This is a genomic window from Pseudomonas sp. BF-R-01 (genome assembly GCF_019946615.1).
Classification (GTDB): domain Bacteria; phylum Pseudomonadota; class Gammaproteobacteria; order Pseudomonadales; family Pseudomonadaceae; genus Aquipseudomonas; species Aquipseudomonas migulae.
Window position 1 is genome coordinate 74,777 of the sequence record NZ_JAGYFX010000001.1, and the last position, 25,534, is coordinate 100,310.

The 25,534-nt window shown below is 56.7% G+C and carries 25 protein-coding genes and 1 pseudogene; 10 read left to right on the forward strand and 16 right to left on the reverse strand.

Annotation, left to right across the window (positions count from 1 at the left end; genetic code table 11):
- From KGB27_RS00370 to KGB27_RS00380, 3 genes are all read left to right on the forward strand, one after another.
- On the forward strand, positions 1 to 852 hold the full coding sequence (locus KGB27_RS00370; RefSeq protein ID WP_223552431.1) for a MaoC family dehydratase: 852 nt from the start codon (positions 1 to 3) through the stop codon (positions 850 to 852).
- Positions 853 to 1,149: 297 nt separating this feature from the next.
- On the forward strand, positions 1,150 to 2,331 hold the full coding sequence (locus tag KGB27_RS00375; protein ID WP_223552432.1) for an OprD family porin: 1,182 nt from the start codon (positions 1,150 to 1,152) through the stop codon (positions 2,329 to 2,331).
- Positions 2,332 to 2,498: 167 nt separating this feature from the next.
- Positions 2,499 to 3,953: an MFS transporter gene (locus tag KGB27_RS00380; protein WP_223552433.1), complete on the forward strand. Its 1,455-nt coding sequence runs from the start codon at positions 2,499 to 2,501 to the stop codon at positions 3,951 to 3,953.
- A gap of 17 nt (positions 3,954 to 3,970) precedes the next feature.
- Here the strand turns inward: KGB27_RS00380 and KGB27_RS00385 are convergent.
- From KGB27_RS00385 to KGB27_RS00410, 6 genes and pseudogenes are all read right to left on the reverse strand, one after another.
- A pseudogene (locus KGB27_RS00385) lies at positions 3,971 to 4,114 on the reverse strand (IS66 family transposase); the annotation flags it as partial.
- Positions 4,115 to 4,264: 150 nt separating this feature from the next.
- The gene (locus KGB27_RS00390) at positions 4,265 to 5,722 is read right to left on the reverse strand and encodes a phosphotransferase family protein (protein WP_223552434.1); all 1,458 of its coding nucleotides are present in this window, start codon (positions 5,720 to 5,722) and stop codon (positions 4,265 to 4,267) included.
- A 7-nt stretch (positions 5,723 to 5,729) separates the two neighbouring features.
- Positions 5,730 to 6,971, reverse strand: a complete 1,242-nt coding sequence (locus tag KGB27_RS00395; protein WP_223552435.1) for a cytochrome P450 — start codon at positions 6,969 to 6,971, stop codon at positions 5,730 to 5,732.
- A 69-nt stretch (positions 6,972 to 7,040) separates the two neighbouring features.
- Positions 7,041 to 8,291: an NAD(P)/FAD-dependent oxidoreductase gene (locus tag KGB27_RS00400; RefSeq protein WP_223552436.1), complete on the reverse strand. Its 1,251-nt coding sequence runs from the start codon at positions 8,289 to 8,291 to the stop codon at positions 7,041 to 7,043.
- 1 nt (position 8,292) lies between these two features.
- Complete coding sequence (locus KGB27_RS00405) at positions 8,293 to 8,610, reverse strand: 2Fe-2S iron-sulfur cluster-binding protein (RefSeq protein ID WP_223552437.1); 318 nt, start codon at positions 8,608 to 8,610, stop codon at positions 8,293 to 8,295.
- Between the two features lie 292 nt (positions 8,611 to 8,902).
- Positions 8,903 to 9,325 carry an SRPBCC family protein gene (locus tag KGB27_RS00410; RefSeq protein WP_223552438.1) on the reverse strand — a complete coding sequence of 141 codons (423 nt, stop codon included), beginning with the start codon at positions 9,323 to 9,325 and terminating at the stop codon, positions 8,903 to 8,905.
- 172 nt (positions 9,326 to 9,497) lie between these two features.
- On the opposite strand from KGB27_RS00410, the gene KGB27_RS00415 reads away from it, so the two are divergent.
- Positions 9,498 to 10,403: an LLM class F420-dependent oxidoreductase gene (locus tag KGB27_RS00415; protein WP_223552439.1), complete on the forward strand. Its 906-nt coding sequence runs from the start codon at positions 9,498 to 9,500 to the stop codon at positions 10,401 to 10,403.
- A 115-nt stretch (positions 10,404 to 10,518) separates the two neighbouring features.
- Here the strand turns inward: KGB27_RS00415 and KGB27_RS00420 are convergent, their stop codons facing one another.
- From KGB27_RS00420 to KGB27_RS00450, 7 genes are all read right to left on the reverse strand, one after another.
- Positions 10,519 to 11,865 (reverse strand): DUF1329 domain-containing protein, encoded by a 1,347-nt coding sequence (locus tag KGB27_RS00420; protein ID WP_223552440.1) that lies wholly within the window; start codon positions 11,863 to 11,865, stop codon positions 10,519 to 10,521.
- A 117-nt stretch (positions 11,866 to 11,982) separates the two neighbouring features.
- Positions 11,983 to 12,411 (reverse strand): nuclear transport factor 2 family protein, encoded by a 429-nt coding sequence (locus tag KGB27_RS00425; RefSeq protein WP_223552441.1) that lies wholly within the window; start codon positions 12,409 to 12,411, stop codon positions 11,983 to 11,985.
- Positions 12,412 to 12,569: 158 nt separating this feature from the next.
- Positions 12,570 to 13,979 (reverse strand): FAD-dependent oxidoreductase, encoded by a 1,410-nt coding sequence (locus tag KGB27_RS00430; RefSeq protein ID WP_223552442.1) that lies wholly within the window; start codon positions 13,977 to 13,979, stop codon positions 12,570 to 12,572.
- Positions 13,980 to 14,135: 156 nt separating this feature from the next.
- Complete coding sequence (locus KGB27_RS00435) at positions 14,136 to 15,521, reverse strand: DUF1329 domain-containing protein (protein ID WP_223552443.1); 1,386 nt, start codon at positions 15,519 to 15,521, stop codon at positions 14,136 to 14,138.
- Between the two features lie 96 nt (positions 15,522 to 15,617).
- A complete protein-coding gene (locus KGB27_RS00440) occupies positions 15,618 to 16,541 on the reverse strand; it encodes an LLM class flavin-dependent oxidoreductase (RefSeq protein WP_223552444.1) in 924 nt (307 codons plus the stop codon).
- A gap of 71 nt (positions 16,542 to 16,612) precedes the next feature.
- The gene (locus KGB27_RS00445; protein WP_223552445.1) at positions 16,613 to 17,125 is read right to left on the reverse strand and encodes an SRPBCC family protein; all 513 of its coding nucleotides are present in this window, start codon (positions 17,123 to 17,125) and stop codon (positions 16,613 to 16,615) included.
- Positions 17,126 to 17,195: 70 nt separating this feature from the next.
- Positions 17,196 to 17,591 (reverse strand): putative quinol monooxygenase, encoded by a 396-nt coding sequence (locus tag KGB27_RS00450; RefSeq protein ID WP_223552446.1) that lies wholly within the window; start codon positions 17,589 to 17,591, stop codon positions 17,196 to 17,198.
- Positions 17,592 to 18,135: 544 nt separating this feature from the next.
- On the opposite strand from KGB27_RS00450, the gene npdG reads away from it, so the two are divergent.
- The 6 genes from npdG to KGB27_RS00480 all read left to right on the forward strand — a co-directional run bounded on the left by npdG (position 18,136) and on the right by KGB27_RS00480 (position 24,023).
- A complete protein-coding gene (gene npdG / locus KGB27_RS00455) occupies positions 18,136 to 18,804 on the forward strand; it encodes an NADPH-dependent F420 reductase (RefSeq protein ID WP_223552447.1) in 669 nt (222 codons plus the stop codon).
- Positions 18,805 to 18,841: 37 nt separating this feature from the next.
- On the forward strand, positions 18,842 to 19,795 hold the full coding sequence (gene cofD / locus KGB27_RS00460) for a 2-phospho-L-lactate transferase (RefSeq protein ID WP_223552448.1): 954 nt from the start codon (positions 18,842 to 18,844) through the stop codon (positions 19,793 to 19,795).
- Positions 19,779 to 20,498 (forward strand): 2-phospho-L-lactate guanylyltransferase, encoded by a 720-nt coding sequence (gene cofC, locus KGB27_RS00465; RefSeq protein WP_223552449.1) that lies wholly within the window; start codon positions 19,779 to 19,781, stop codon positions 20,496 to 20,498. Before cofD ends, cofC begins: the two co-directional genes overlap by 17 nt.
- The gene (gene cofH, locus KGB27_RS00470) at positions 20,495 to 22,897 is read left to right on the forward strand and encodes a 5-amino-6-(D-ribitylamino)uracil--L-tyrosine 4-hydroxyphenyl transferase CofH (protein ID WP_223552450.1); all 2,403 of its coding nucleotides are present in this window, start codon (positions 20,495 to 20,497) and stop codon (positions 22,895 to 22,897) included. Before cofC ends, cofH begins: the two co-directional genes overlap by 4 nt.
- Before the next feature lie 43 nt (positions 22,898 to 22,940).
- Positions 22,941 to 23,684, forward strand: a complete 744-nt coding sequence (locus KGB27_RS00475) for a glucose 1-dehydrogenase (protein ID WP_223552451.1) — start codon at positions 22,941 to 22,943, stop codon at positions 23,682 to 23,684.
- Positions 23,685 to 23,804: 120 nt separating this feature from the next.
- On the forward strand, positions 23,805 to 24,023 hold the full coding sequence (locus KGB27_RS00480; RefSeq protein ID WP_223552452.1) for a hypothetical protein: 219 nt from the start codon (positions 23,805 to 23,807) through the stop codon (positions 24,021 to 24,023).
- A gap of 58 nt (positions 24,024 to 24,081) precedes the next feature.
- Here KGB27_RS00480 and KGB27_RS00485 read toward each other — a convergent pair whose 3' ends face one another.
- The 3 genes from KGB27_RS00485 to KGB27_RS00495 are packed head-to-tail and all read right to left on the reverse strand — an operon-like array spanning position 24,082 to position 25,509.
- Positions 24,082 to 24,453 (reverse strand): VOC family protein, encoded by a 372-nt coding sequence (locus tag KGB27_RS00485; RefSeq protein WP_223552453.1) that lies wholly within the window; start codon positions 24,451 to 24,453, stop codon positions 24,082 to 24,084.
- Between the two features lie 52 nt (positions 24,454 to 24,505).
- Positions 24,506 to 25,264: a 2-oxo acid dehydrogenase subunit E2 gene (locus tag KGB27_RS00490; protein WP_223552454.1), complete on the reverse strand. Its 759-nt coding sequence runs from the start codon at positions 25,262 to 25,264 to the stop codon at positions 24,506 to 24,508.
- Positions 25,261 to 25,509 carry a biotin/lipoyl-containing protein gene (locus KGB27_RS00495; protein ID WP_223552455.1) on the reverse strand — a complete coding sequence of 83 codons (249 nt, stop codon included), beginning with the start codon at positions 25,507 to 25,509 and terminating at the stop codon, positions 25,261 to 25,263. Before KGB27_RS00495 ends, KGB27_RS00490 begins: the two co-directional genes overlap by 4 nt.
- Positions 25,510 to 25,534 lie beyond the last annotated feature (25 nt).

A 25,534-nucleotide genomic window follows, 5' to 3' on the forward strand; every position in this document is an offset into this window, starting at 1 on the left:
ATGAACCTCGAAAAAGTTCTGGCCTGGCAGTTTCCAGCCCTTGAGCACACAATCACAGCGCGCGACTGCATGCTCTACGCACTGGGTGTCGGCGTCGGTACGCGCGCCGATGCCAGTGAAGATCTGCAATTCACCTACGAAGAAGGCCTGAAGGTCTTCCCTGCCATGGTCAACGTCATCGCGCATCCAGGCGCGTGGGTCAAGGAGCCCGAGTTGGGCATCGATTGGGTGCGCATTCTGCACGGCGAACAATCGTTCGTCGTCCACGCTCCTCTCCTGCCCGGGCGAACTTACGTAGGCGCTTACCAAGTCACCGACGTGGTGGACAAGGGCCCAGGCAAAGGTGCGATGCTCTACCTGCGCAAGACCCTTACCGACAAGGAAAACGGTACCCTTGTGAGTACCGTGACCTCGACCTATGTCTTGCGCGGCGACGGCGGTTGCGGTGGTACTTCGGAGAAAGCACCAGCGCCGCGCTCCATGCCCGAACGGGCAGCAGATAGAAACATCAGCCTTACAACACTACCCCAGGCCGGACTGATTTACCGGCTCTCGGGTGATTACAATCCAATCCATGCGTCCCCCGAAATCGCCCGAAAGGCCGGCTTCGACAAGCCGATCCTGCACGGCCTGTGCACCATGGGTGTGGCTACCCGTGCGCTTCTTGAGGGAGCTTGCAAGGATGACCCGCAAAAGCTGCGTTCGCTGAGTCTGCGCTTTTCCTCCCCCGTCTACCCCGGTGAAACACTGCGTACCGAGCTCTGGAAGGAAAGCGGTGGGGTAAGCTTCCGAACCACTGCGGTGGAACGGCAAGTTGTCGTACTCAACAATGGTTGGGCCCAGCTCGCATGAAAAAGGCAGTGGGGCATGTCGATGCCCCCTGCCGCAGCGATCCTCAATCGACGACCGCTCCATTGCACATCAAAAATGACGTTTATGTCACCCTCTTATGACGCAACTACTTGATCTAAAAAAGAACTTCGCAATTAGTTTTACTAGCTTTGCGATATCAGAAAACTGCCCCGCAAAGATCAAGAGCCGGTACCTGACCGAAATAATAATAAAAAAGGGTTAATAATGTACGCAAGGCACATCGCGTTAGTCTCGTCAATTTTTGGCGGCATACATTACGTTCCCATCGCTTCAGCCATGGCCTCTTTCGCCAATGACAGTCACCTGACCCTGCAGACTCGTAACTTCTACATGAATCAGGATTTACGGGATAACCCTTCCAGTGGCAAACACAAGCTGGAAGAGTGGGGACAGGGTTTCATGCTGCGCTTCAACTCCGGCTATACCGAAGGACCGGTTGGCATCGGGGTCGATGCTTTGGGTCTGCTGGGCATGAAGCTCGACTCCGGCCGTGGCACTAGCGGCACCGGGGCGCTGCCAGTCAGTAAGGAAGGGGACGTTGCGGACGAATTCGGCTCCTTTGGCATGACGGCAAAGGTTCGTGCTGGCAAGAGTGTGCTTACCGTGGGTACGCAAGAACCGGTGTTGCCAGTGGCCTTCAGGGCTGACAACCGGCTACTGCCGCAGACTTTCGAAGGAGCTCAGATAGTATCGAAGGATCTTGAAGAGATTACCCTGATCGCTGGGCAGCTCCGTAGTACCCGCCTGCGTGATTCAACGGGTAATGAGGACATGGCCATGTTGGCCTTTACCAAGGGCGGCGGGCTGGCGGCCAGCACAGCCAGCGAAAGGTTCAACTATGCCGGTTTCACCTATGACTTCCGCCCAGGTTTCAGTGCTACTTATTATTACGCCAAGTTGGAGGACAATTACAACCAGCAATATGTGGAGCTGAACCACACGCTGCGGTTGTCGGATGAATGGCGCTTGACGTCCGAAGCGCGCTATTTCCACAGTGACGAAGAAAACAACAGCGGCATCGATAATCGAACTTTGGGTAGCATGTTCAGCCTTGGTTTTAAAGGCCACACCTTGGGCGCGGGCTATCAGAACCAGAGCGGTCGCACCGGCATGCCGTTCATAGGCGGGACTGTCCCTTGGGCCCGCGCTTGGGGAATCTATCACCATTTTCTCTATGCCGGCGAGGATACTTGGCAGGTCGAATATAGTTTTGACCTCGCGACCGTCGGTATCCCCGGGCTGACTCTGATGAACAGATATGTGCGAGGCGACAACTTTCAAGTTGGCAATGCGCAAGCGAATGAGTATGAGTTCAACACTGATCTGACCTATGTAGTGCAAAGCGGAGCATTCAAGAATATTTCCCTGCGCTGGCGCAATGTCAAGTACCGCGGCAACCATACTGTGGATCGCGACGGGAATCGAGTAATCATAGGTTACACTTTTAAGTTCTGGTGACGCTCGGCAGGATGCAGGGAGCCGGACATGGCGAGCAATAAGCAAAGTGCGCTTTCAGCGCTTACATTGTCATAAACAGCAAGTCAGCCTACCCATTTGCAAGCTGGCGCCTATACATTCAAGCAAGATGCTCTCAATGAAATCTCAGAATAAAAAAGGGTGATATTATGTACAACAAATCAGGAAAATATTCATCTGGGCTCATACTGTTCGCGCTGCTCATGGCGGAGTGCTCAGCTGGATACGAATATACAATGGTCTTCTCGGCAATGCCGACATTCATTAAATTATTTGGTGACCCTATTAAGGCAGGGTGGTTGATCACTGTATTCCTGCTTGTTTCCGCATCTGTGACAGCGATAGTGGCACGCCTTGGAGATATATATGGGCGCCGTCGTGTTTTGCTGATTTTATTGGTTATTGCGCTTTTAGGCTCTTTAATCAGCGCCCTGTCTGAATCGCTCAACTGGATTATTGCAGGGAGGGCAGTGCAAGGTATTGCCGCTGCTGCATTGCCGCTTTGCATTGGGTTGGTACGTGAGAATTTCGCGCCGGACAAGGTTCCCTTGATGGTTGGCTTCATCCTTGCGGCTGCTTCGGTGTCCGCGGGTGCGGGCCTGGTGATCGGTGGATATATTGTCGATAATCATGCATGGCCAACTCTTTTCTACAGCAGTGTCGGTCTCGCTGCGTTTGGCTTTGTTTTGGTCTGGTTATTCGTTCCTCCCTCTAAGCCTGCCGGATTGACCGGGCGTATCGATTTCATTGGAGGAATATTGTTCATCCTGCCGGTGGCCGGCGTGATGTATGCCTTGGCGAATGTCAAGGCATGGGGCGTACTTGATGAGCGCACCTTGGGACTGGTTGCCATCAGCGCGTTGCTGCTGTTTGCCTGGGTGATGTATGAGCTTCGACACAAGGAGCCTTTGTTAGACATTCGTCTGCTAGCCAATCGTCAGGTGGCGCTCGCTAACATCAGTATTGTGTTAGCGGGGTTAGGCAGCCTGCAGATTTATCTGGTGTTCAGCATGTTTCTTCAGCAACCTTCATGGTCAGGAGTCGGCCTCAGCCTAACCGCTACCGTTGCCGGTTTGATGATGCTGCCTTCGCAAATGGCAAGTGTGCTTTCCTCCCCTTTTAGTGGTTGGGTTGCTGCACGTTTTACTGCCCGGGATGCTGCGCTCATAGGTGTTTGGACCATGATGATCGCTTGGGGAGGATTGTTCCTACACCATTCAGGCCTATGGTATATATCAGGGGCTATACTTGTTGCTGCTATAGGGTTACAAATTGTCTATACCGCTTTACCCAATTTGATTGTCGAAGCAGTACCTGAAAATCGGACTTCTGAGGCGACAGGCATGCTTCAGGTTCTACGTGCCGCATCAACGGGTGTGGGTGGGTTGGTGGTACTTCTGTTAATGAGTGTATATATCGTATCGAGCCCAGAAGCTGGATCGAATGCTTCTTATCCCTCACCTGCTTCTTATAGACTGGTTTTCGCCTTCGTTTTCTGCTGCTGTTTTATGATGTTATTGGCTGTTCTGGCTTTGCCCAGAAGAAAAAAGAATTATGAACAGCGACGGAGTTCACCAGCAGTTGATATGGTATATAAACGCTGACATTTGCTCGACATGCGCATCTTTACCGGTGTTTCATCGCCGTGTATCACGCTATGTTCGATCACAACATCACGCAGGGCATCGACTAACGGCGGCAACTGCACACCACAGTTGCCGCCCCACTGCAGCAGGATTGAGCGGGCGATGGCCAAACCGGCTCGACGGCTTTTGGCGCGCCATGGTCGAAACTGGAGCGAGTCGTACTGAACAATGGCTGGGCTGAGTTCGTATAAACAAAATAGCGCCAGATCTCAGATCCCTTGTCGCCAGCGGTCGCCGCTCATGCGACGATCGCTCCTCGCAGCAGTTAGTTAAAGTGCCGCTTCGGCGGCACGCATTGCAGCCTCGATATTCGAGACCGGGGCTTGGATAAACTGCGGCCCAAGCGCGAAGTATTCAGGACCGACGTGGCACAGCGTGTCAAAGCGAAATCGAGATTCCTGCGTTACCACCATCCTTTTAAAATAACCTATGACCTCGTAATACTTCAGCTGAAAAGGCGTCACCGCACGACCACCTGCCGCAACGTATTCACGCATGAAATGATCAGCCTGTACTTGCGAGCCCAACGATGAAAGCAGATGTGCTAAGTCTTCGGCTCGACTACCTATGTGCGAAAGAGACCAATCGAGAACACCGGCGACCTTGTCACCTTCAAACACAATGTTGTGTGGCGAGTAGTCGCCGTGTACCAGTACTGGCTCATCATTGGATTGTGGTGCATTGACACGCAACCATTGCAGCATGGCTTCGATGATCGACGACGGAGCGACAGCGACACTCCTCCAGAGATCATCCCACCGATCAAGGTGCTTTCGCGCCGCTACCACAATCGGTCCTTCACAGTCAGACGGATCTATAAGGCTGCTCTGCAGGTCGCTGTCGCTCGCCTCGATCAAAACTCCGTGAATTCTCGCTAGCTCGGAAGCAAGGGATTGGATCTGAGCACTGTTCAATGACTGCAAATCCGCCCAATGTTCGAATTGAGAGCCTGCCAACCAACGCACTACTGAAAAAGGTGACTCTTCTCTCGATCGTTTGTTGGCAAGCCACAATGGCTGGGCGACGGTGATACCTTTTCGATACAGGAAGCACAGCAAGTGGAATTCACCAACAATATCGCCCCGTAAGCCCAAAGGAGCATCATCCGTCTGCAGCCGACACACCAGTGGCCAGCGGCACATGTCGGCATCCTCAGCTTCAAAGAACACCGTCGAGTTGCCAAAACCGCCAAACAGTGGCGCGCAATGCACCAAGCGAGCGTTAGCCAACACACCGCCCTGGTTGCGAACCGACCGTTCGAGCATGGCTTCAATATCAAGTTGCTTACTTGTGATCGGTACCGGTGCCGGGGGAACTTCGTACAAGCCCGCCTCCCAGTGCATCAAAGTCAGCACCACCGAGTCGATCTCAGAGCCTCCTCCAACAGGGTAACCGGACGCTGCAACGAGACTTTCCAGCGTTCTTTGTAAGCGGTCAAGCAGTGCAAGTGTTGCTGCCTGATCGCAGGAGTGGCAGATTCTGGGCGGCAGGTTGCTCACAGGCGACAGACCACCCTGCCCTATTGCTGCGGCCAGGCGCGATCCCAGTGAGCGCCCACTCTCGTACTTATCACGAAGGTCATGCAATCTATCGCCGCGCGCCAGCTCCGCCAGAATCGAATGTGCGGCCAAGTGATGTTCCTTCGCCCGAAGCGGGTCAGCCACTGCTGCGAGCTCGTCGATCGACTGCCGCAAGGCACTCAGGAGCCTGTGTTTCTGGATTTTCACGATTGGACTACTCCGTACGCACCTCAAACGCCATCCACAACTGATTGGGTCCGTAAGCGGTGTAGTTATCGATCCAGCGGATACTGTCGCCATCGCGCGTCAAGCGCAACCCGCTCAACCGCCGGGTTAAAGCCTGAAACGCGAGCCGTAGCTCACCCCGCGCAAGCTGGTTACCGATACACATGTGAATGCCGGCACCGAAGCTCAGATGGCTGGCACTGTTCGGACGATCCAAATCAACGTGCGCCGGGCAGGCAAACTGCTGCGGATCACGATTTGCGGCTCCGAACCGCACCTCCACCATCGCGCCTGATGGAATCGTTACGCCGCCAATCTCGACATCGACAACTGCACGGCGGAACAGCGTTTGCAGTGGCGCCGTGACCCGCAAGGTTTCTTCGACGAACGCTTCGACACGCTGTGGATTACGATAGATTTCTTCGACAAGCTCAGGGCGCTCGATCAACGTCTTCATACCCAGCGCCAACGTCGTTGTGGTCGTCTCGTTTCCTGCCACCAGGATCTGCAAAATCAAACTCTGCAACTCACGCATGTCGAGCTGACGACCATCGGTCTCGAGATTGACCAGGCGGCTCAATAAGCGGTCGTCGGGCACCGCTCGCACTCGCTCGATCTGAACCGCCATATAGCGTTGCATCTCAATAATTTCATGTGCCAGAGAAATTTGTTGTTCCGGCGTCAGTACTGGATTCAAGCTTTCGAGTGCCACATCGGACCAGCGTTTGAATTTCAGACGGTCCTCGCTTGCCACACCGAGTTGCTCGGCGATGACATACATGGGCAAGCGCACCGCAAATGCCTCAAGAAAATCGATTTCCGCAGCTCCGACAAAGTCGTCGATCAGATCATCGATGATTTGCTGGATACGCGGCTCCAGGCTCACCACCTTTTGTGTGGTGAATACTTTGTCCACCAGGCTGCGATAGGTACGGTGACCTGGAGGGTCGTTGGACACCAGCGTGTTCATCGGTAGCCAACCGTGTGCCTTAAAAAGCGCATTGGCTTCAGGCGCCCAGCGGTCACCCATGACCCCGGTGTTGTTGCTCAACGCCGAGACCTTCAACAGCGCTTTGCGTACATCGTCGTATCGCGTGAGGATGTAGTGACCGGATTTTGGATCAACGTATACAGGTTGCTCTTCACGTAGCCGATCGTAAGTGGAGAATGGGCAGGCATACACTTCACGGTCGGTGAAGCTGATTGGCTGCTCAGGATTATTGTTGTTCATTGCGGCTCCTGATGTTTGGTTTTATTGGGTCGGTGACCAGGCTTATGGCAGGTTGCGGATATCCGTCGTTCAAGCGGGTGCGATGATCGAGTGGATCATTGCCTCCTTGAGCGGTATGCACGGGTCCGCCAGGATCACAGGGTCGATCTGTGCGCCGTTTGCCACCAGAGCACGGCCTTGCGCAAAGTCCCGGGCGTTATTCACGCAATCAAGAGCAATCACTCGCCCCTGTCGCAAGTAGATGACCGAGAAACTACGCGTTGCAATGTCGCCACGCACCACTTCCTGGTCGTAATTGATCGACAGGCCGACGGTCTGCAGCTTCAGGTCGTACTGTGTCGACCAGAACCAAGGCACTGCGTGATACGGCCGCAGGTCGCCCATCAGAGTGCGCGCCGCAGTGGTGGCCATGTCCACTGCGTTCTGGACCGACTCCACTCGAATCTGTGCTCCGCCCGCGAATGAATTAACGTGCCGTGCGCAATCTCCAACGGCCAGAACGTCCGGCAGTCGGGTGCGCGCGAACTCATCGATCAGGACACCATCGGCGCACTCGACACCCGCCTCGACAAGTGGCGCCACGGCCGGGATGATGCCGACACCGACAACGATCAATTCCGCTGGCAAGATCACGCCGTCTTCAAGTCGAACGCCTACGGCACGATCATCGTATGTCTCGATGGCCTCAACCATCGCGTCTAGCCTAACCTCGATACCCCGTCCACGGTGTTCAGCCTCGTAAAACCGCGACAGCACCTCGCCAGCGACACGCGCCAGAACCCTCTCGCGGGCCTCGAGTACAGTCACGTGCTTGCCCTTTGCCGACAGCGACGCTGCCACTTCCAGGCCTATGTAGCCGCCGCCGATAATCACCACGCGCTGCACATCGGCCAGTTCGCTTTGCATCCAGTCTGCATCGGCGCGCGTGCGCAGGTTGCGGACACCCCTGGCTTGTGCACCGGGGCAGGTGAGCATGCGCGCTCGTCCGCCGGTCGCCCAGACCAGTCGGCCATAGGTCAGCGTTGCACCCGCAGCGGTGCGCACTGTGTGCGCATCCGGATCGATAGCGACAACACGGCACCCGGTGATCACGTCAACTGCGCGCTCAAGCCAGAACGATCCCGGTCGAATCAGCAATCGCTCGAAAGGCTTGTCACCGCCAAGAAACTCCTTGGATAACGGGGGACGCTCGTAAGGCAGCTCTGGCTCTTCGCCAAGCAGCGCGATGCTTCCGGTGAAGCCTAGCTGGCGAAGCGTTAGCGCGGTATGCGCACCCGCATGGCCAGCGCCGACGATCAGGATGTCGTAACTGTTCTTCATGTTATTCCTCCGGCGCCACTGTTACCCGCAGACCATCCAGCGCTTCGTTGAATGGAATCTGGCAAGACAAACGAGAGTTCGAACAGCGCGAATCGTTGCCGTCGAGCAAGTCGTGCTCTGACTCGCTAATCGGCGGCACCCTGTCCAGGAAAAGAGGGTCGACGTACACATGACAGGTCGCACATGAGCAGCACCCGCCACACATTGCCAGTAATTCGTCGATACCTTGATCGCGAATCAACTCCATCACGGAACGATCACCTGTCGACTCGATGATCACCTCAGCACCGTCCCGCTGCGTCACAATAAGTTGTGCCATTGTGCAAACTTCCTAGTCGTTGAAAAAGGCCGCCGGCTGTCGGGCGCAGAGGTGATCGTTGAGGGAGTGATTACTGATTAGGTCGAGAAACGGAATAGCGGGAAATGCCATGATGCCTCCTGGACCGGAACATATAGTTTCCGGTTGCGCACTCTATTTATTGTTGTTGCATACGGTATTGAATACATACTATTTTATTATGCAGACCCTAACAATAGTCAGTTCGCCGAAATGCAAGAAATCGGATGAGCCGTGCACGGGTTGCTTCCTGCAGGTGCAGAGCTTGCCGTTCTTAGCTAGTCAACCCCAACGCTGTGCGCAGGTGTCCTATACGCACAGGGTAGTAAGCCAATAGTGCAGCATTGACCACATCGGCATGCTCATTATCGGCTTCCAGGCCCGCGACCCACTCCAGGCAGGTACGTCCAGGGCCTGCTTCCGAAAGGGTAATACGCCCGGTCACCCCCGTGTTCTGGGGCCGACTGCAATCGGTCACGGCATACCCTACAACATGAGCCTCAGCATCGAGACTCTCAAGTCTTTCGACAGCCCACCAGTCGGCAAAGTGTACGGTTCGCAAAGCCCCCACCCCTTGGCCCGCGGTCTCGCACCGCACCACCATAGGGTGCCAGCGCATCAGGCCGCCAAAGTCGGAAACGATGGCCCAAATACGGTCGATGGGGGCCTCGATAATGTCGGTGATAGTCGCTTTCAAAAAAATCTCCTCAAGGCTAACGCCTCTGACTTGCAAATGGTCCGAAGACAAATCGATATTGACGCCAACTGGCCTCAAACAGATTATATGCTTGCACACCATATTTGACGCAATACATTCGCCAGACGTTTGCGCACTTTGGATAAACCACGAAATCGGAAGGTTATGCATCATGAAGATCGGTATCTCGATTCCCAACAATTGGGGCGCTCAAGACGCTGGAAAGCTCGTAGACCTGGCGGTACGCGCTGAAGCTCACGGCTTCGCATCGGTGTGGACCTCGGAACACTTGGTCAATGTTGATTACGTGCGTGCCCGAATTGGCGACCGACCGTATTTCCACCCCCTGGCAATGTTGTCTGCCATTGCGTCACGCACACAGCGCATCGCGTTAGGCACTTCGGTGCTCGTCCTGCCATTCCATCATCCACTCGACATCGCTAAATACATCGCTACGCTCGATCAGCTCTCAGGCGGACGCGTGATTTTGGGTGTCGGAATCGGCAACGTGCGTGAAGAATTCGACGTGCTGGGCGTACCCTGGGAAAAGCGCGGGGCGCTGACCGACGAGGCACTCGACGTGATGCGCGCGGTATGGACTCAAGAGGCAGCCGAACATATTGGCCCGCAGTGGCGCTTCAGCAAAGTCCACACCTCGCCGAAACCCTTTGCCGGGCGACGCCTCCCAATCTGGGTAGGCGGAATGAGCGAAGCAGCATTGCGCCGAGTGGCTCGCGCGGGCGACGGCTGGCATCCCACCGGGCTAACACCCGATGAACTGCGCGGGCAGTTGGCACAGTTGCGCCTCGCCACTCAAGCGCTGGGGCGCGATACCGAAACCCTGGACATCTGCATGCGCTTCAACCTTGCGCTGGATGACGTTGAGGTTACCGAGGTCGAACTGCGCTCGACTATTGACGGCTACGACGCGGAACGCATCGTCGAGGTCGCATCAGCCTATGCCGCCGCAGGGGTGACCCACTTCATCTATGCACTGAATTCACATGAGCCCGACGTGCTTGATTCGACTGTCGATGCGCTCGCGCGGGACTTACTGCCCCACTTCAACAACGCTTGACTGCTTCAAGCATATCAACCGATGGAATGACTTCCGAGTTCGCTGGATTGGCGACACCGCCCTCGCGGAAGGGGCGGTGCCTTGAGTGAAAGGCAGGCTGGGAGGGTTTCAACCGTTAGCGAATACCTGTCCCTGTCAGACCTTCGGATGAGAAGAAATTTTCCGGTTTGGGGGAGGACTGGGCGGCACCGGCTCCGGTATTGCCGTGAATGCCCTGAACTGACCAGACGCCTGTCTGCAAATCTAAATTGAAGGTGCCTTCAGCCACCACGCCACCCTTTTCCTCGGCGTAATAAGGAACGCCGTGCAAGCTAACCACTCGATAGAGCTTGTTGGCTGCGTCATAGTTTTCCGCAAGACCTAACGCATAACCATCCTCATCCCAATAAAACATCCGACGCGGATAAACGTGTCGTAAACCGGGCTTGAGCTTCGCCTCCACCGCCCATACCCGACGCAGCTCCCAGCGGATACAGTCCGGATTAGGGAAATTCCGGGTCGATACGACGCGGGCATCATCACACCCCGCCCGGTCGTAGATCTTGAAATTGTTGGCCATGATGAGTTTTTCTTTCTTGCCCACAAGCTTGAAGTCGTAACGATCCAGGGCACCGGAGAAAGCGAGCGCGTCATCCATCGTTGCCGAGCCTCCGCCGGACGGCGAGGGGGTGTCATAGGCCAAGTCCGGCGACAACTTCACGCGGCGCTGACCAGGAATATACTGGTAGGCCCGACGACCGAGATTCTTTACGTCAAGCGGATCGACTATCACAAGCTTTTCGCCAACCTTGCGAGTGGGTGCATCGGCGTCAGCCCGAAAGGCCCAATACACCGTCTTGTCCACGGCGGGTGCCGTCGCCTTAGGGTCATAATACGGCGACTGCTGCCAAAGCCGGTTCCCCCCGACGTTAGACACGGTGCCGTTGGTTGCAACCACGTAAGAGTTGGAGTAGCCCTGCCAGGCATGACCCCGGTACGCCGTCAGGTGGTTCCACATGACCTGGGCTCCATTCTGCGGTACGGGAAAGGGAGTTCCGCCCCAGCAGTTTTCAATCCGCGTGTCGCTATCCACGCTCTTGCAGTCCTTGACGTTCTTCAGGGTGTTGTCGAGCACATACTGAGGAAAAACCGCCGAGCGATGGGATGGATAGACATCCATCCGAAAGTTGGGATAGATCTTGAACACTTCGATGATGCCGTCGAGCTTGTCGGCATATTGAGCGGCGTTCTGCGCGGTGATGGAGTACAGCGGCTTCTCATTGGCATATGGGTCGGGCCGCGAATACGGATCTTTAGAGTCCTTGCCAAAACCCGGTGGGGTTTCCAGGCCTTCGCCGGTATAGGGCGGAATCGTACCTTCCTTGTTGCCAGCCTTCTCGGCACCGAAAGCTGTGAGTACGGGTCCACCGAGTTGTTTCCCCTCTTCTGCAATCGCGACGAGGGACCAGGCAGAAACGCTCATGGCAATCATGAGTGGCGTCAGGTATTGGGCTCTACAGATCATTTGATGTCTTCTTTTCCAGAGTTTGTTGGGCGCCCACGGTCCAGGTCCGCTTTCGCCCCATTTTTTGTAGACGAATCAGATAACGGAGGCCGCCGTCAGAATTTCAGGCGGAACGGTGGAACGCACAACTCTCTTGCGGATCAACCATTCTCCCCCTTGGCGAACATAAGAGTCCTCGTAGCAGATCTGATAGCGCATGCGGCACTGGTCACGTGTCACCGCTTCGACCAGCGCCAGTACGCTGCCCTTTGCTTCGTCAGGGCCCAGGCCTGTAACCAGGATATTCGGCACCAAATGCGCCGCATGCAGCACGTCGGCGGCGAGCATCTGGGCATATATGCGGATGGCTGCACGTCCTTCATGGATACCAAAACCGAGCGAGCGCTCATCCAGCACCGCATCATCGGTGAACAGCGCGACCCACTCGTCGACCTGATGAAAGTCGATGTGCTGCGCGTAGCGGTAATTGAGTTCCTGGAGCGCGATCTTGTCTTCAATTTGCATGATCAGATCTCCACACCACGAAAAGTGACCCATCGATGCCCGGCAAAACACCATGAGTACCTCGTCCCGCCCAGCCGCTCATGGATTGCTGTGCGAAATCGTGCAACCCGGGTACCTTCCTGCGTGTTTTCATTCGCGCTCCATGGATCAGCTGTTGTTTATGACGCCATGCCATCCAGTGCGGCAGTTTTGCCCGCGAGGCGTCCAAAGGTCAGCGCATTGGCAATACCAATTCCTCCGCCAATGTATCGGCGCCCCAGCGTGCATCCGAGCACCTCCCCTCCCGCATAGAGTCCATGGATCGGTTCGCCGAATCGGTCTCGCACGCGACCGTGATCGTCGATATCGAGCCCGGCATGGCACGAAACGATTGCAGACGCCCGGATCTCGACCGCAAAAAACGGACCGGTGCGAATCGGGTAGATCTTTTTGGCCTTTTTGAAAAACTCAGGATCTTCGCCTTGATCTGCGTAACGGTTGTAGCGGGCGATTGAGGCGGCCAGGCCGGCAGGCGAAATGTCGGCTCGCCGTGCCAACTCTTCAATCGAATCAGCCACCTTCACGCGGCCGGTCTCGACGTTCTTGCGAATGGCTGCAATACGCCAGCTATCCGAACCAGGGTCGTTGATGTAGTGCTTGACGACATTCTCGTCAGCGCATGCTTCAAGCATTGCCGGCTCATCGAAGATTGCGAAACAGCGCCGTTCGGGCTGCTCATTAAGCAGGTAACCCGACACTGCATAGGATGCGTCTTCAGGAATAAAGCGGTGACCATCGCGATTGACGACCATTGCCCACTCAGGGAGAAAAGCCTCCAGATTCGGCGCGAAATTGGGCGATGGTACGAGCAGCCCATTGTCGATGCCGGTCAGTTGCGCCCCGACCTTCTCACCCAATGCGATACCGTCGCCCATGTTGTACGGCACAGCCGCGTAGATCGAAAAAATCCGGCTGCCATGGGCGGCGGCCGTCGGCCACAACCGCTTGATCATTTCAGGGTTGTTGCCAAATCCACCCGTCGTGACAACCACCGCCTTGGAACGCAGTTCGACGCCCTCGGAGCGCACGCCACAAACGCGGCCCTCCTCAAAAATCAGGTCCGAAACACGCGAGCCTAATGCTGTTTCGACGCCGAGCGCCCCGGCGGCGTTAACCAACGATTGGATAATCCCGACACCGGCACCAATACTCTGATGCCCACGCGGGCAGCCACCTACACCCGACTCAACGATGAGGTTTGGCGGGAATTCATTACCCAACTCAATGAGCCAGTCGATGATCGAGGCACCACTGTCCGCCAGAATCTTTGCCAGGGCGGGGCGGATCGACCATTGATTGAGCGACATCATGTATTGGTACATCGCTTCGGGCGAGTCCTCTATCCCCGCTTCGCGTTGAACCGAGGTACCCGCCGCATAGACCACACCACCCGCCAGAGCGGTCGCCCCGCCCAGTTTGCTGTCGGCCTCAATGACCATGACGGACGCCCCGGCCAACCTGGCGTGGCAAGCGGCTGCCAGCCCCGCGCCTCCGCCACCCACAACGATCACGTCGAAATCAATTGCCACTTTCTAACTCCTTCTTGTTGGCACCGCCGGCACGCGCGCATGCGCGACACAGCTGCGTTACCAATTGCCGTGCGGGACACTCTGAGTACCTGCCAATCCAGTTCATCTGCCTTTTAGTGAGCCAGGCGCCTCGCGCCTCGCGCCTGACTCACGTTCTCAGCGGATACCTGAGCCGGCCAGCCCATCGGGTGTGAAAAAGCGTTCTGGCTGTGGTGCCGCTGGGGCGGTCCCCGAGCCAACGTTGCCGTATGCCCCCATCAACGCCCAGACGCCCGTCTGCATATCCAGGTTTACGGTGCCCTCGTTCATCATGCCGCCACCCTCTTCGGCAAAGTACGGGATGCCATGCGAACTAACGACACGATAGAGCTTGTTGGCTGCGTCGTAGTTCTCCGCAAGGCCGATTGCATAGCCGTCCTCATCCCAATAGAACATGCGACGCGCATAGACATGACGGAAGCCGGGCTTAAGCTTGGCCTCCACCGTCCATACGCGGCGCAGCTCCCAGCGGATACAGTCGGGATTGGGGAAGTTCTTCGTCATGACCTTGGCGTCGTCACAGCCCGCACGATCATAGATCTTGAAGTTGTTGGCCATGATGAACTTTTCTTTCTTGCCCACGAGCTTGAAGTCGTAACGATCCAGGGCACCGGAGAACACGATCGCATCGTCGGTTGTAGCCGCACCACCGGCCATAGGTGCCGGCATGTCATAGGCCAGGTCGGGCGACAGTTTCACGCGACGCTGACCAGGGATGTACTGGTAAACCCGGCGGCCGATGTTCTTCACGTCGACCGGATCAACAATCACCAGCTTCTCACCAACCTTGCGAGTAGGTGCGTCTGCGTCAGCCCGGAAGGCCCAGTACACGGTCTTGCCGACGGCCGGTGCCGACGCCTTCGGATCGTAGTAAGGCGACTGCTGCCAAATCCGGTTACCACCAACGTTGGTCACTGTGCCATTTGTGGCCACCACGTAGGAGTTGGAGTAGCTCTGCCATGCATAACCACGGAAGGCCATCAGGTGGTTCCACATGACCTCGGCGCCGTTCTTCGGTACAGGGAAAGGGGTGCCTCCCCAGCAGTTTTCGATCCGCGTATCGCCGTCCATACCTTTACAGTCCGTGACATTCTTCAGCGTATTGTCGAGCACGTACTTCGGTAAAAATGTCGAGCGATGGGTCGGGTAAATATCCATCCGGAAGTTGGGATAGGTCTTGAACACCTCGATGACACCGTCGAGCTTGTCTGCGTATTGGGCTGCATTCTGCGCGGTAATCGAGTACAGCGGCTTCTCGTTAGCGAATGGATTTGGACGCGAATAGGGGTCTTTCGGATCCTTGCCAAAGTTCGGTGGCGTCTTCAGTCCTTCGCCCGTGTAGGGCGGAATCGTGCCGTCCTTGTTGCCGGCCTTTTCGGCACCGAATGCCGTAAGTGCAGGATCGCCGAGTTGTTTCGCCTCTTCGGCAATCGCGACGATGGACCAACTGGAAATGCTCATAGCGAGCACGAACGGCGTCAGGCAATGGGCTCTACTAATCATTTGATGCCTCCCTCTACAGGTATGTTTATTGTTTTCAGGCACTTCTGATGCAAGTGATGCAGTCTCGCAACTGACAGCACAGTGTTACTATTCAGGCTATCCGGCGTGGGTGTGTACTGCCTTGGCAAGATCTTGCAGATGACTGAGGTTCCAGTCGCCGGTCACTTCAGGTGCGCCATCGGGGCCGGACTTCGTCGGATCCGACGTGAGCAGATTGAGCACCACACGCGTAGCGCCCGCCTCGGCGAATTCGGTAACGCGACGCATCACATCCTCTGGTGATCCCCAGGCGAGCACCGTATCGATCAGGCGATCACTGCCCCCGCCTTCAGTGCACTCTGCCCGGTCAAAGCCGGCATGTTCGAACGCATCCTGGTAGTAAGGCAGCGCCAGATACATGGCGAGGTAGGCGCGAGCGATCCGCCGAGCCTCGCCAGCATCGGACGACATCACACACAGGATCTGCGCGGTGAGTTCCAGTTGCTCTCCGATGCGCTCCCGCGCCTGCGCCACCACAGCAGAAGGCATCATCCAGGTCAGGATGCCCTGCGTGCGCTGGACTGCCAGCGCTTGCAGACCAGGTGCATGCGCGGCGATATACAGAGGCGCGGTGGTTTCCGGTTTCAGTGCTGCGAGACCAACCTCGGCCATATCCGCCAGGTACGCCTTCATCTTTGGCAGCGGTGCGACCCACTCTTGTTTTCGCTTGGCAATAACCGCCGGATTAGATGCGCCAAGGCCCATGAAAAATCGGTTAGGGTACAGCTCGGAGATCGTTTGCAATGCCTGGGCCGCAGACGTCGGATCGCGGCCATATACTGTTGCAACGCCAGTACCCACCTTCAATTTCGTGGTGTTGGCCAGAAGGAATGATGCGGCGATGAAGGGTTCGCGACCGAACGCGTCGAGCAACCATACGCTTTCGAAATCGAGTCGCTCGATGTTTTGAGCAAGCTCCGCGAGCTGTGGGCCGGGCAAGAAGTTGGTAGTTCGATCGAGCAACAAGCCAATTTTAGGCATCTCAGTTCTTCCTATCCTTTATCGTCGGTCGGTAGTCCTGACCCTTCAAGACAGGCAGGACCAAGGTGGCGTCAGGCCGTGTGCGCCTTGGCGAAGTAGCGCCGATAACCTTGCAGAATACCGTCGGTCCACGTGCGCTCGATGATGGAACGCATCAGATCGAGATCCGCGGGTTCTACAACATCGAATTCGGCCTTGAAGGTCATTAACGTCTTACCGTCCGGCAGGGTGTCGAGCACTGTGGTTGCAAGGTAGTTCTCGAACTCGCTTCGCAGTACCGCACCACCCGGATTCGGGCGATACACCATGTCGTAGTAGATGCGTCGAGTCTCGTCGTTCTGCAGCAACAAGGTCTCGTCGACAGTCGAGCCGGTTACGTGGCGAACTACCCGCGTGCGCGGTACATCCTGAGGTCCACCGACCAGATCGACGCTGGCAAGATCCGGGCCGGGGCGTCCACCATCCTCTGGCTTCACCCACCAACGCAAAAGACCGGCCCAGTCGGTCAGAAGCTCCCAAACCTGGTCGATCGGAGCATCGACAATGCCTCGTACCTCTGCATGGCCTCGCTTGAATTTACGCATACAACTCGCCTCCTAAGTACCTCAGACTCAACCGACTCCAGGAAACCTGCAGTGGGTTCAGAACAAATCATTAGAGAAAGGTCACATCCAGTGTTTTCGTCTTCATATGCACCTGCGAGCTGCCCGCCGGGTACTGCTCAAAGACGCTGCGATCAACATTCATACCGCTAAACTGTTCCATGACCATGGCATCGCTGCTGCATTCCAGCATGCGTTGCTGAGTATCCTTGTACCAATCGGTCTGGCGCATCCGATTGACGAAGTCTTCGGACTTCCAGGAAGCGATTGCTACCCACTGATTTGGATCGCGTGCCCAGCCATGGAAAGCAAAATTGCACCCTTCCTCGTACCAGGGCTCAGCGTTTCTGGCCAACTCCTCAAGCGCAGCAATGAAGTCGTCGCGCCGAGCCGGATCCACAGTGAAGCGCGAAAGAAAACAGTTCGCATCACGTACCCACTTACCCATCGAAAATACTCCTTCTAAATCCGGCAGCGACGACGGTCGCCACCTGGTCGTTCATGACGTGGCATATCCCGCCCAAGTGGAAAAAACCTATCATATAGTATGCCTGCATACAACAAATAATTTATCTAAAACCCTTAATGGTAAAGTCTATCGGTGACGAGCCAATAAGCCCGTATGCAATGCCTACAAGCATCATTCAATGACGCTTTGCCGCCTGACAGAATCGACTCACTTTGACGTTGCATCGCACCGACTAAAATATGCTATGGTACGAATTACCAAGTCAACCACGAAAAAAATAAGGCAGATAATCACGTGAAGTTGAGCGCCGGAGCATCATTCATGAGCGAGTTCAATGCGGTCGTGGCGAGCATCTTCACCTTGGCGGGCCAGACCTTTGCGCGCTATCCCGAGTGGGTTCTGCCAATCGCTGATCGTGCGCCATGATGCCCCTCCTCCCCCTCCTGCGGATCGACACCCGATCACCGGATTTCAACGAATCGGCTCACCGCCGCCTGACTACAACTCAAGAGTCCTAAAACATATGGAAACCAAACCTCTATTGGCAGTCCTCGGCGGTACTGGCGACCTCGGGTCAGGCCTTGCTCTACGCTGGATCACGGCCGGATACCGGGTCATCATCGGATCACGCGATCGTCAAAAGGCAACCGCTGCCTGCGCAGAACTGCGCGAGATTCTCGCCGAGCGCGACGTAGACTCATCACTGCTCAGTGACATGGATAATGCGAGCGCAGCGGCTGCCGCCAATATCGTGGTGCTGACGGTCCCTTTCAGCTATCAGCAGTCCACGCTCGCTGATGTCAAAGAGCAGCTCGCCGGCAAAATCCTCATCGACGTAACGGTTCCGCTGATGCCCCCAAAAGTGGGAACGGTACAACTCCCAGCGGCAGGTTCTGCAGCCCAAACCGCGCAGAACCTTCTTGGAGATGGTGTGAAGGTCGTTTCCGCCTTTCAAAACGTCGCAGCCGACCACCTCAAATCCGGACACCCCATCGACTGTGATGTACTGATCTGCGGGAACGACCCTGACGCGCGCGCAGCGGTAGTACAACTTGTGGAAGCTTGCGGTTTGCGAGGTTTCCAGGCGGGTCCGATCCAGAATGCGGCGGCGGCCGAGGCACTGACTTCGGTGCTGATCACAATTAACCGCCAGTTCAAATGTCACTCTGGCATCCGACTCACTGGCGTTTAAAGGATCGGAACATGATCGTGCATGCGGAGGTGTCTCGATGAATGCGCCCAAATACATCGCCCTGTCAGGTGGCGTAGGCGGCGCCAAGCTTGCCTTTGGCCTGGCACGAGAACTTCCCCCAGAGGAGCTGCTGATTGTCGCCAATACAGGCGACGACTTCGATCACCTTGGCCTGCGAGTCTGTCCGGACCTCGACTCGATCACTTACGCACTCGCCGGATGCGAGAATCGTACGTTGGGATGGGGTATAGAAGGCGAAAGCTGGAACTTCATGGAGGCTCTAGGTCTGCTCAAGGGCGAGACATGGTTTGCTCTGGGCGACCGCGATCTCGCCACTCACGTGATGCGTACGCTAAAGCTGCGTGATGGCGCCTCCCTGACAGAGGTCACACAAACACTGACCCGCGCATTGGACATCAAACATCACGTAGTACCGATGTCCGATGATCCGGTGGCAACGCTAGTCGATACAGATCAAGGAACACTGAACTTTCAAGACTACTTTGTCCGCCAACGCTGCGTGCCGCGCGTGACCGGATTCAGCTTTGCCGGCGCCCCACACGCCGCAATCCAGGCCGACGCACGGGCAGCACTGACTTCTCAGGAACTGCGCGCAGTGATCCTGTGTCCGTCCAATCCATTCGTCAGCGTCGGTCCTATCCTCGAGCTGCCTGGAATGCGCGACCTCCTTGCACAATCAGGTGTGCCGGTGGTCGCGGTCTCACCCTTCATCAATGGCAAGGCCGTCAAAGGGCCGTCAGCAAAAATGATGGAAGAGCTGGGCATGCCCGTCACCAACGTCGCCCTCGCCGAACACTACCGAGACATCGTAACGGCCTGGATCATTGACGAGTCTGATCAAGACCAGGCCCAGGATATACGTAACCTGGGTTTCGAGTGCCGGACCCTGCCCACGCTGATGAAAGACGACAGCGACCGAACCATGCTGGCCAAGGCTGTAGTGGAGTACTGCAATGAACTCTTCATCTGAAGTCGTTTGGGCCGTGGTGCCTATCAAATCATTTGCGCAAGCCAAGACACGACTCTCCTCTGTACTCCCCCCCGAAGATCGTCAGCGGTTGGCATGTGCAATGGCCGACGATGTGCTGAGCGCGATAGGCGCCTCCGGCAAGGCTGATGTGCTTTGCATTCTCACAGACCATGGTTCGCCGGCGGTGGATGAGCTCGCCAGGCGGCACGGCGCTTTGGCGTTATTAGATCTGCAGGTCGCTTCGGTACCGGGATTGAATGCCGCTATCACAGGCGTAGCAAACCTGGCGCACTCGAAGGGCGCTGATACGGTATTGGTCATTCACTCAGACCTGCCTCTGCTGAACGCGAACACGCTGGATCTCATCATGCAAAAAAGGGACACATTGCAAGGACCGAAGCGGGCCGTGCTGGCACGCTCCAAAGACGGTGGCACCAGTGTGCTCCTGGTTAATCAGGCGTCATCATTCGGCTACCGATTCGGTGCTGACAGCTACGCTTCGCACCGCGCCGAATGCAGACGTCTGGAATACACCGTCGCCAGCATCGAACAGCTTTCTACATCATTGGACATCGATACCCCTGACGATTTCGAACTCTTGCGCCTTGCTGCGCAGGCTGGTCGTTGCGGTCCGCGAACCACTGCCCTGATGACCGCACTCTGCCCTTACGTATCGATGCACGCGATGGAGCCTGCGTTATGAACGAACTCACACAACTCCTCCATGCAGCTGTGTCCGGCGTTTTGCCGACGCCCGCCCAAGCTTTGGCGCTCGTTGATCACGACAACCTGCCCGAATTGATGGCGGCCGCGTCCAAAGTTCGCGATCGCAGCTCACGAAATGTAGTGACTTATTCGCGCAAGGTATTCTTGCCATTAACGCGCTTGTGCAGGGATGTCTGCCACTACTGCACTTTTTCGCGCCAGTCGCCCTCGATAGACTCTGCCTACCTGACTCTGGAACAGATGCTCGACACTGCCCGCCAGGGCGCACGCCTGGGATGCAAAGAGGCATTGTTCACGCTCGGCGAGAAACCCGAACTGCGTTACAGGGCTGCGCGGGAAGCCTTGGCCCGCCTCGGATTCGCCACCACCATAGACTATGTCGTGCACGCAGCTGCGGCCGTGTACCGTGAGACCGGTCTGTTACCCCACATCAACGCAGGTTGCCTGACAGAAGAAGAACTGACCAAACTTCGCCCGGTGGCAGCGTCAATGGGCCTGATGCTTGAGTCGGCTTCGGAGCGCCTCTGCGAGCCCGGTATGCCTCACTACGGTAGCCCTGACAAACATCCTGCGCCACGCCTCGCGACACTGGAAGCTGCAGGCCGTCTCGGGGTGCCGATGACTTCGGGCATCCTGATCGGCATAGGTGAAACCCGCCTTGAGCGAATTGAATCACTACTGGCGTTACGTGACATACATTCTCATCACGGTAACCTGCAGGAAGTGATCGTGCAGAACTTCCGCGCGAAGCCGGGCACCCCCATGGCAAGCAATTGCGAACCTTCACTCGATGATCTGTGCTGGACCATCGCCATGGCCAGGATTGTGTTCGGCAGCGACATGGGCATCCAGGCGCCACCGAACCTGTCACCGCAAGGTCTACGACAGATCGTTGCATCGGGCATCAACGATTGGGGCGGGGTTTCTCCGTTGACCGCTGACTTCGTCAACCCCGAAGCACCGTGGCCGCATCTTGAGCAATTGGAACGGGACACTCGAGCGGCCGGCAAACACTTGCAGGAGCGGCTGACGATTTATCCGCATTTTGCCCTTGACGCTGCGAACTGGATCGACCCTGGCCTGCGTGCCGCCGTCCTGCACCGTATTGACGCTGAAGGCCTCGCCCGCACTGACGACTGGATCGCCGGCGGAGGATTACAACCGCCGGCCGCGGATCTCAAACGCCTGTGTGCACCAGAGCCCGCACTCGTCTCGCCGGACATCGCTGCTATCTTGCGAAACGCAGCCGCTGGCCAGGCCCTGAGCGAAGGAGACATCGTGCGCCTGCTGCAGGCGCGGGGTGAGGACTTTACTCAGGTTTGCCACAGCGCTGACGAAATGCGCATACAGCAGTGTGGTGAAAGTGTGGGTTTCGTCGTCAACCGCAATATCAACTACACAAACATATGCACTTTCACTTGCACATTCTGCGCCTTCTCGAAAGGTGGCAAGCGTAGCCATCGTGGAGCGGCCTATGACCTGGATAGCGATGAAATCGCCCTGCGCGTGCGCGAAGCCTGGGAGCAAGGTGCAACCGAAGTTTGCATGCAAGGTGGCATCCATCCGTCGTACACCGGCGAGACTTACCTGCGCATCCTCAGAACAGTCAAGGCTGCGGCGCCACTGATCCATATTCACGCCTTCTCGCCACTGGAGATCTGGCAGGGCGCACAGACGCTTGGGCTGTCGCTCACAGACTATCTGTCACAGTTGAAGGAAGCCGGACTGGGAACCTTGCCGGGCACAGCGGCAGAAATCCTCGATGACGAGGTACGCGCGACGTTGTGCCCGGACAAAATCAACACCGAACAATGGCTTGAGGTGATGCGCTGCGCACACGGTTTGGGTATTCGCACCACCGCGACCATCATGTTCGGCCACATGGAGCGCCTGGAACATGTGGCGCGTCACCTGATGCGCGTGCGTGACCTTGCGGCAGAGACCGCCGGCATTACCGAATTCGTGCCGTTACCGTTCGTGCATATGGAATCACCGCTCTTCATCCGGGGCAAGGCGCGCAAAGGCCCGACTTTCCGCGAAGCACTGTTGATGCATGCGGTTGCACGGCTCGTATTACATCCGCATATCCGCAACGTGCAGGCCTCCTGGGTAAAGCTTGGCCCGACCGGCGTACAGGCCGCATTGCACACCGGCGTGAACGACGTTGGCGGCACATTGATGAACGAGTCGATCACCCGCAGCGCCGGTGCCGTGCATGGCCAGGAAATGACTCGAGACGAACTGTCGGCGCTGGTCGTAGCGCACAAACGTGTTGCACGCCAGCGCACCACGCTTTACGAAACGCCCTCGGCCGAACGCCTGAGCGCAAACCAGACGCCCCTTGGGCAACGCATCGCTCTGCTCGCGGTGACCTGACAGCGTGGCCCGAGCCATACCACATAAAAACAAGGAAATGATGATGGGAAGAGTAAACGGGAAAGTCGCAATCGTCACAGGAGCTGCCCGCGGCATGGGCGCAGCCCACGCGCGCCAATTGGTCGAGCAAGGGGCAAGGGTTATGCTCACCGACGTGCTGGACGCCGAAGGCCAGGCAACTGCAACCGCCCTGGGCGACCAGGCGCGCTATCTGCATCACGACGTAACAAATGAGCACGAATGGCAGCAGGTCATCGCCGCGACTGAAGATGCCTTCGGACCGATTTCAGTGCTTGTCAACAACGCCGGCATTGCCGCCTACAGCCCGATTGAGTCGATGCTGGAGTCGGAATATCGACGCGTGATCGATGTTAATCAGGTTTCGGTGTTTCTGGGCATGAAGAGCGTAATCCCGTCCATGGCGCGGGCCGGCAGCGGATCGATCATCAATATTTCCTCGGTCGCCGGCCTCATCGGCGCGGGCTACGCCTTGGGTTACACCGCCTCGAAGTTTGCGGTGCGCGGCATGACCAAGGCGGCAGCCGTGGAACTGGCACCGCGCAATATCCGCGTGAATTCGGTACACCCGGGACTGATCATGACACCGATGACGGAGCCGACACCTGAGTCGGAGGCAATCGTTGCGCAGTTCATCGCTGCGACACCGTTGGGCCGGGCGGGTAAGCCTGATGAGGTAGCCAGCATCGTCTTGTGGCTTGCCAGCGACGAGTCATCGTTTTCTACCGGCGCCGAGTTCGTCGTCGATGGCGGAATCACCTGTCAATAAACAAAAGGGGGAGATGTCCCCTCCCCCTTTTCAATGACACCACTGCATAACAATGGGGCCCGCGATGGCAAGAGCAAACGGCACGGTCGCAACATTGATCATCGCACGGGGTGCGCTGTGATGACGGCCGTCGTGAACACCAAAGGCCATGCGACTGTCGATACCCCAGACGCCCAGACGAGCGACTTATCTCATGACGTCACGAACAATTGGGAATGGCAACTAATCGTAGCAGCGACCGAAGTCGCACTCGGCCCCGTCTGTGTGCTTATCGACAACACCGACATCGACGACTACAGCCCAATCAAGCTGATGCGCGAACCAGACTACGGCGCGTAATCGATTTCAACCAGTTAGTCCTGGACGAAACCGATCACGCGCCACATTTCCATCTGATTCAGCCTAAGTGACAAGCGCAGAATTTGTTACCGTCGAGATCACGAAAATAGGACATATAGAAGCCAGGACCACGCTCACCTGGCGCTCCTTCATTTGTCCCGCCCAGCGCGAGCGCTTTAGCGTGGAATTCGTCGACAGCGCCACGGCTTGTCATCTCGAGAGCGACCATTACACCGTTACCAGGTGAGGCAGCCTCACGATCAAATGGCGTAAGCACCCCCAGCACGATCTTGCCATCTTTGCCGAAGAGCACCCCGCCCCGCGGATGATCGGCGAGCTTCCCGACCCCGCCCGACGCAAAGAGCTGAGTGAAGAACGGAATGGATTTTTCGAGATTGTTCGAACCGATGGTTGTGTAGCTCAGTATCATGCATCCCCCTTAGAGCATTAGATCCGGTAAATATCGCTGACGAAAAGTCACGTTACTCGACCAAAGTATCCGGCTGTGCCAACGCAGCGGCCACATGCGCCACGAAACGGGCCGCATCAGCACCATTGATCACCCGGTGATCGTAGGTCAGCGACAACGGAAGCATCATCCGCCAGTCGATTGCATTTGCATTTTCGCCACGTTGCGGCTTCCACTGGGCTTTGCTTACGCCGAGGATTGCCACCTCGGGCGCGTTGATGATTGGCGAGAATGCCGTCCCGCCGATGTGCCCAAGGGAACTTACGGTCATGCAGCCGCCGAGCATATCGGTCATTGGCAACCCCTTTGTCCGCGCCCGGGCTGAAATATCCGCAATCTCGCTGGCAATCTGTACGACACCCTTCTTGTCGCAGTCGCGGATCACCGCAACCAGCAAGCCTGCCGGGGTATCCACAGCGATACCAACATGAAAGTATTTCTTTAGAATGAGCGTCTGGCCGCTTGCATCGAGTGACGCGTTGAAACACGGGAATGCGCGCAACCCTTCGACTAGTGCTTTGACCATGAAGGCCACTGGCGTAACTCGCTTCCCCGTCTCATTCGCCAGGCGCGCACGGCAGCCGTCCAAAGCGGTAATGTCCGCATCGTCATGATGGGTAACCTGCGGAATCGCGACCCAATTGCGCGACAGGTAACCTGCGGTGAGTTTCTGAATACGTGACAGCGGCACTGCCTCGACCTCGCCGAACGCAGCAAAATCCACGACCGGCCAAGCTGGCAGATTCAGTGATAGCCCGGGCGCAGCGCTCATGACTGCTCTTCCGAGGATTCGATCGTGGCCAACGTATCACCGACCTTGTAGTCCTCGCCAGCAACAGCGCTGATCTTTAGGATCCCGCTGGCCGGCGACTCAATCTCCTGCACCGATTTGTCGCTCTCAAGCGCGTACAGTGGCTGACCCTCCTGAACACTGGCGCCATCGGCAACCAGCCATTCGAGGAGCTTGCCCTCCTCCATCGAGAAACCGATCTTTGGGAACAAAACTTCAATAATCATTTATCAGCTACCTTCACAAAGGTGA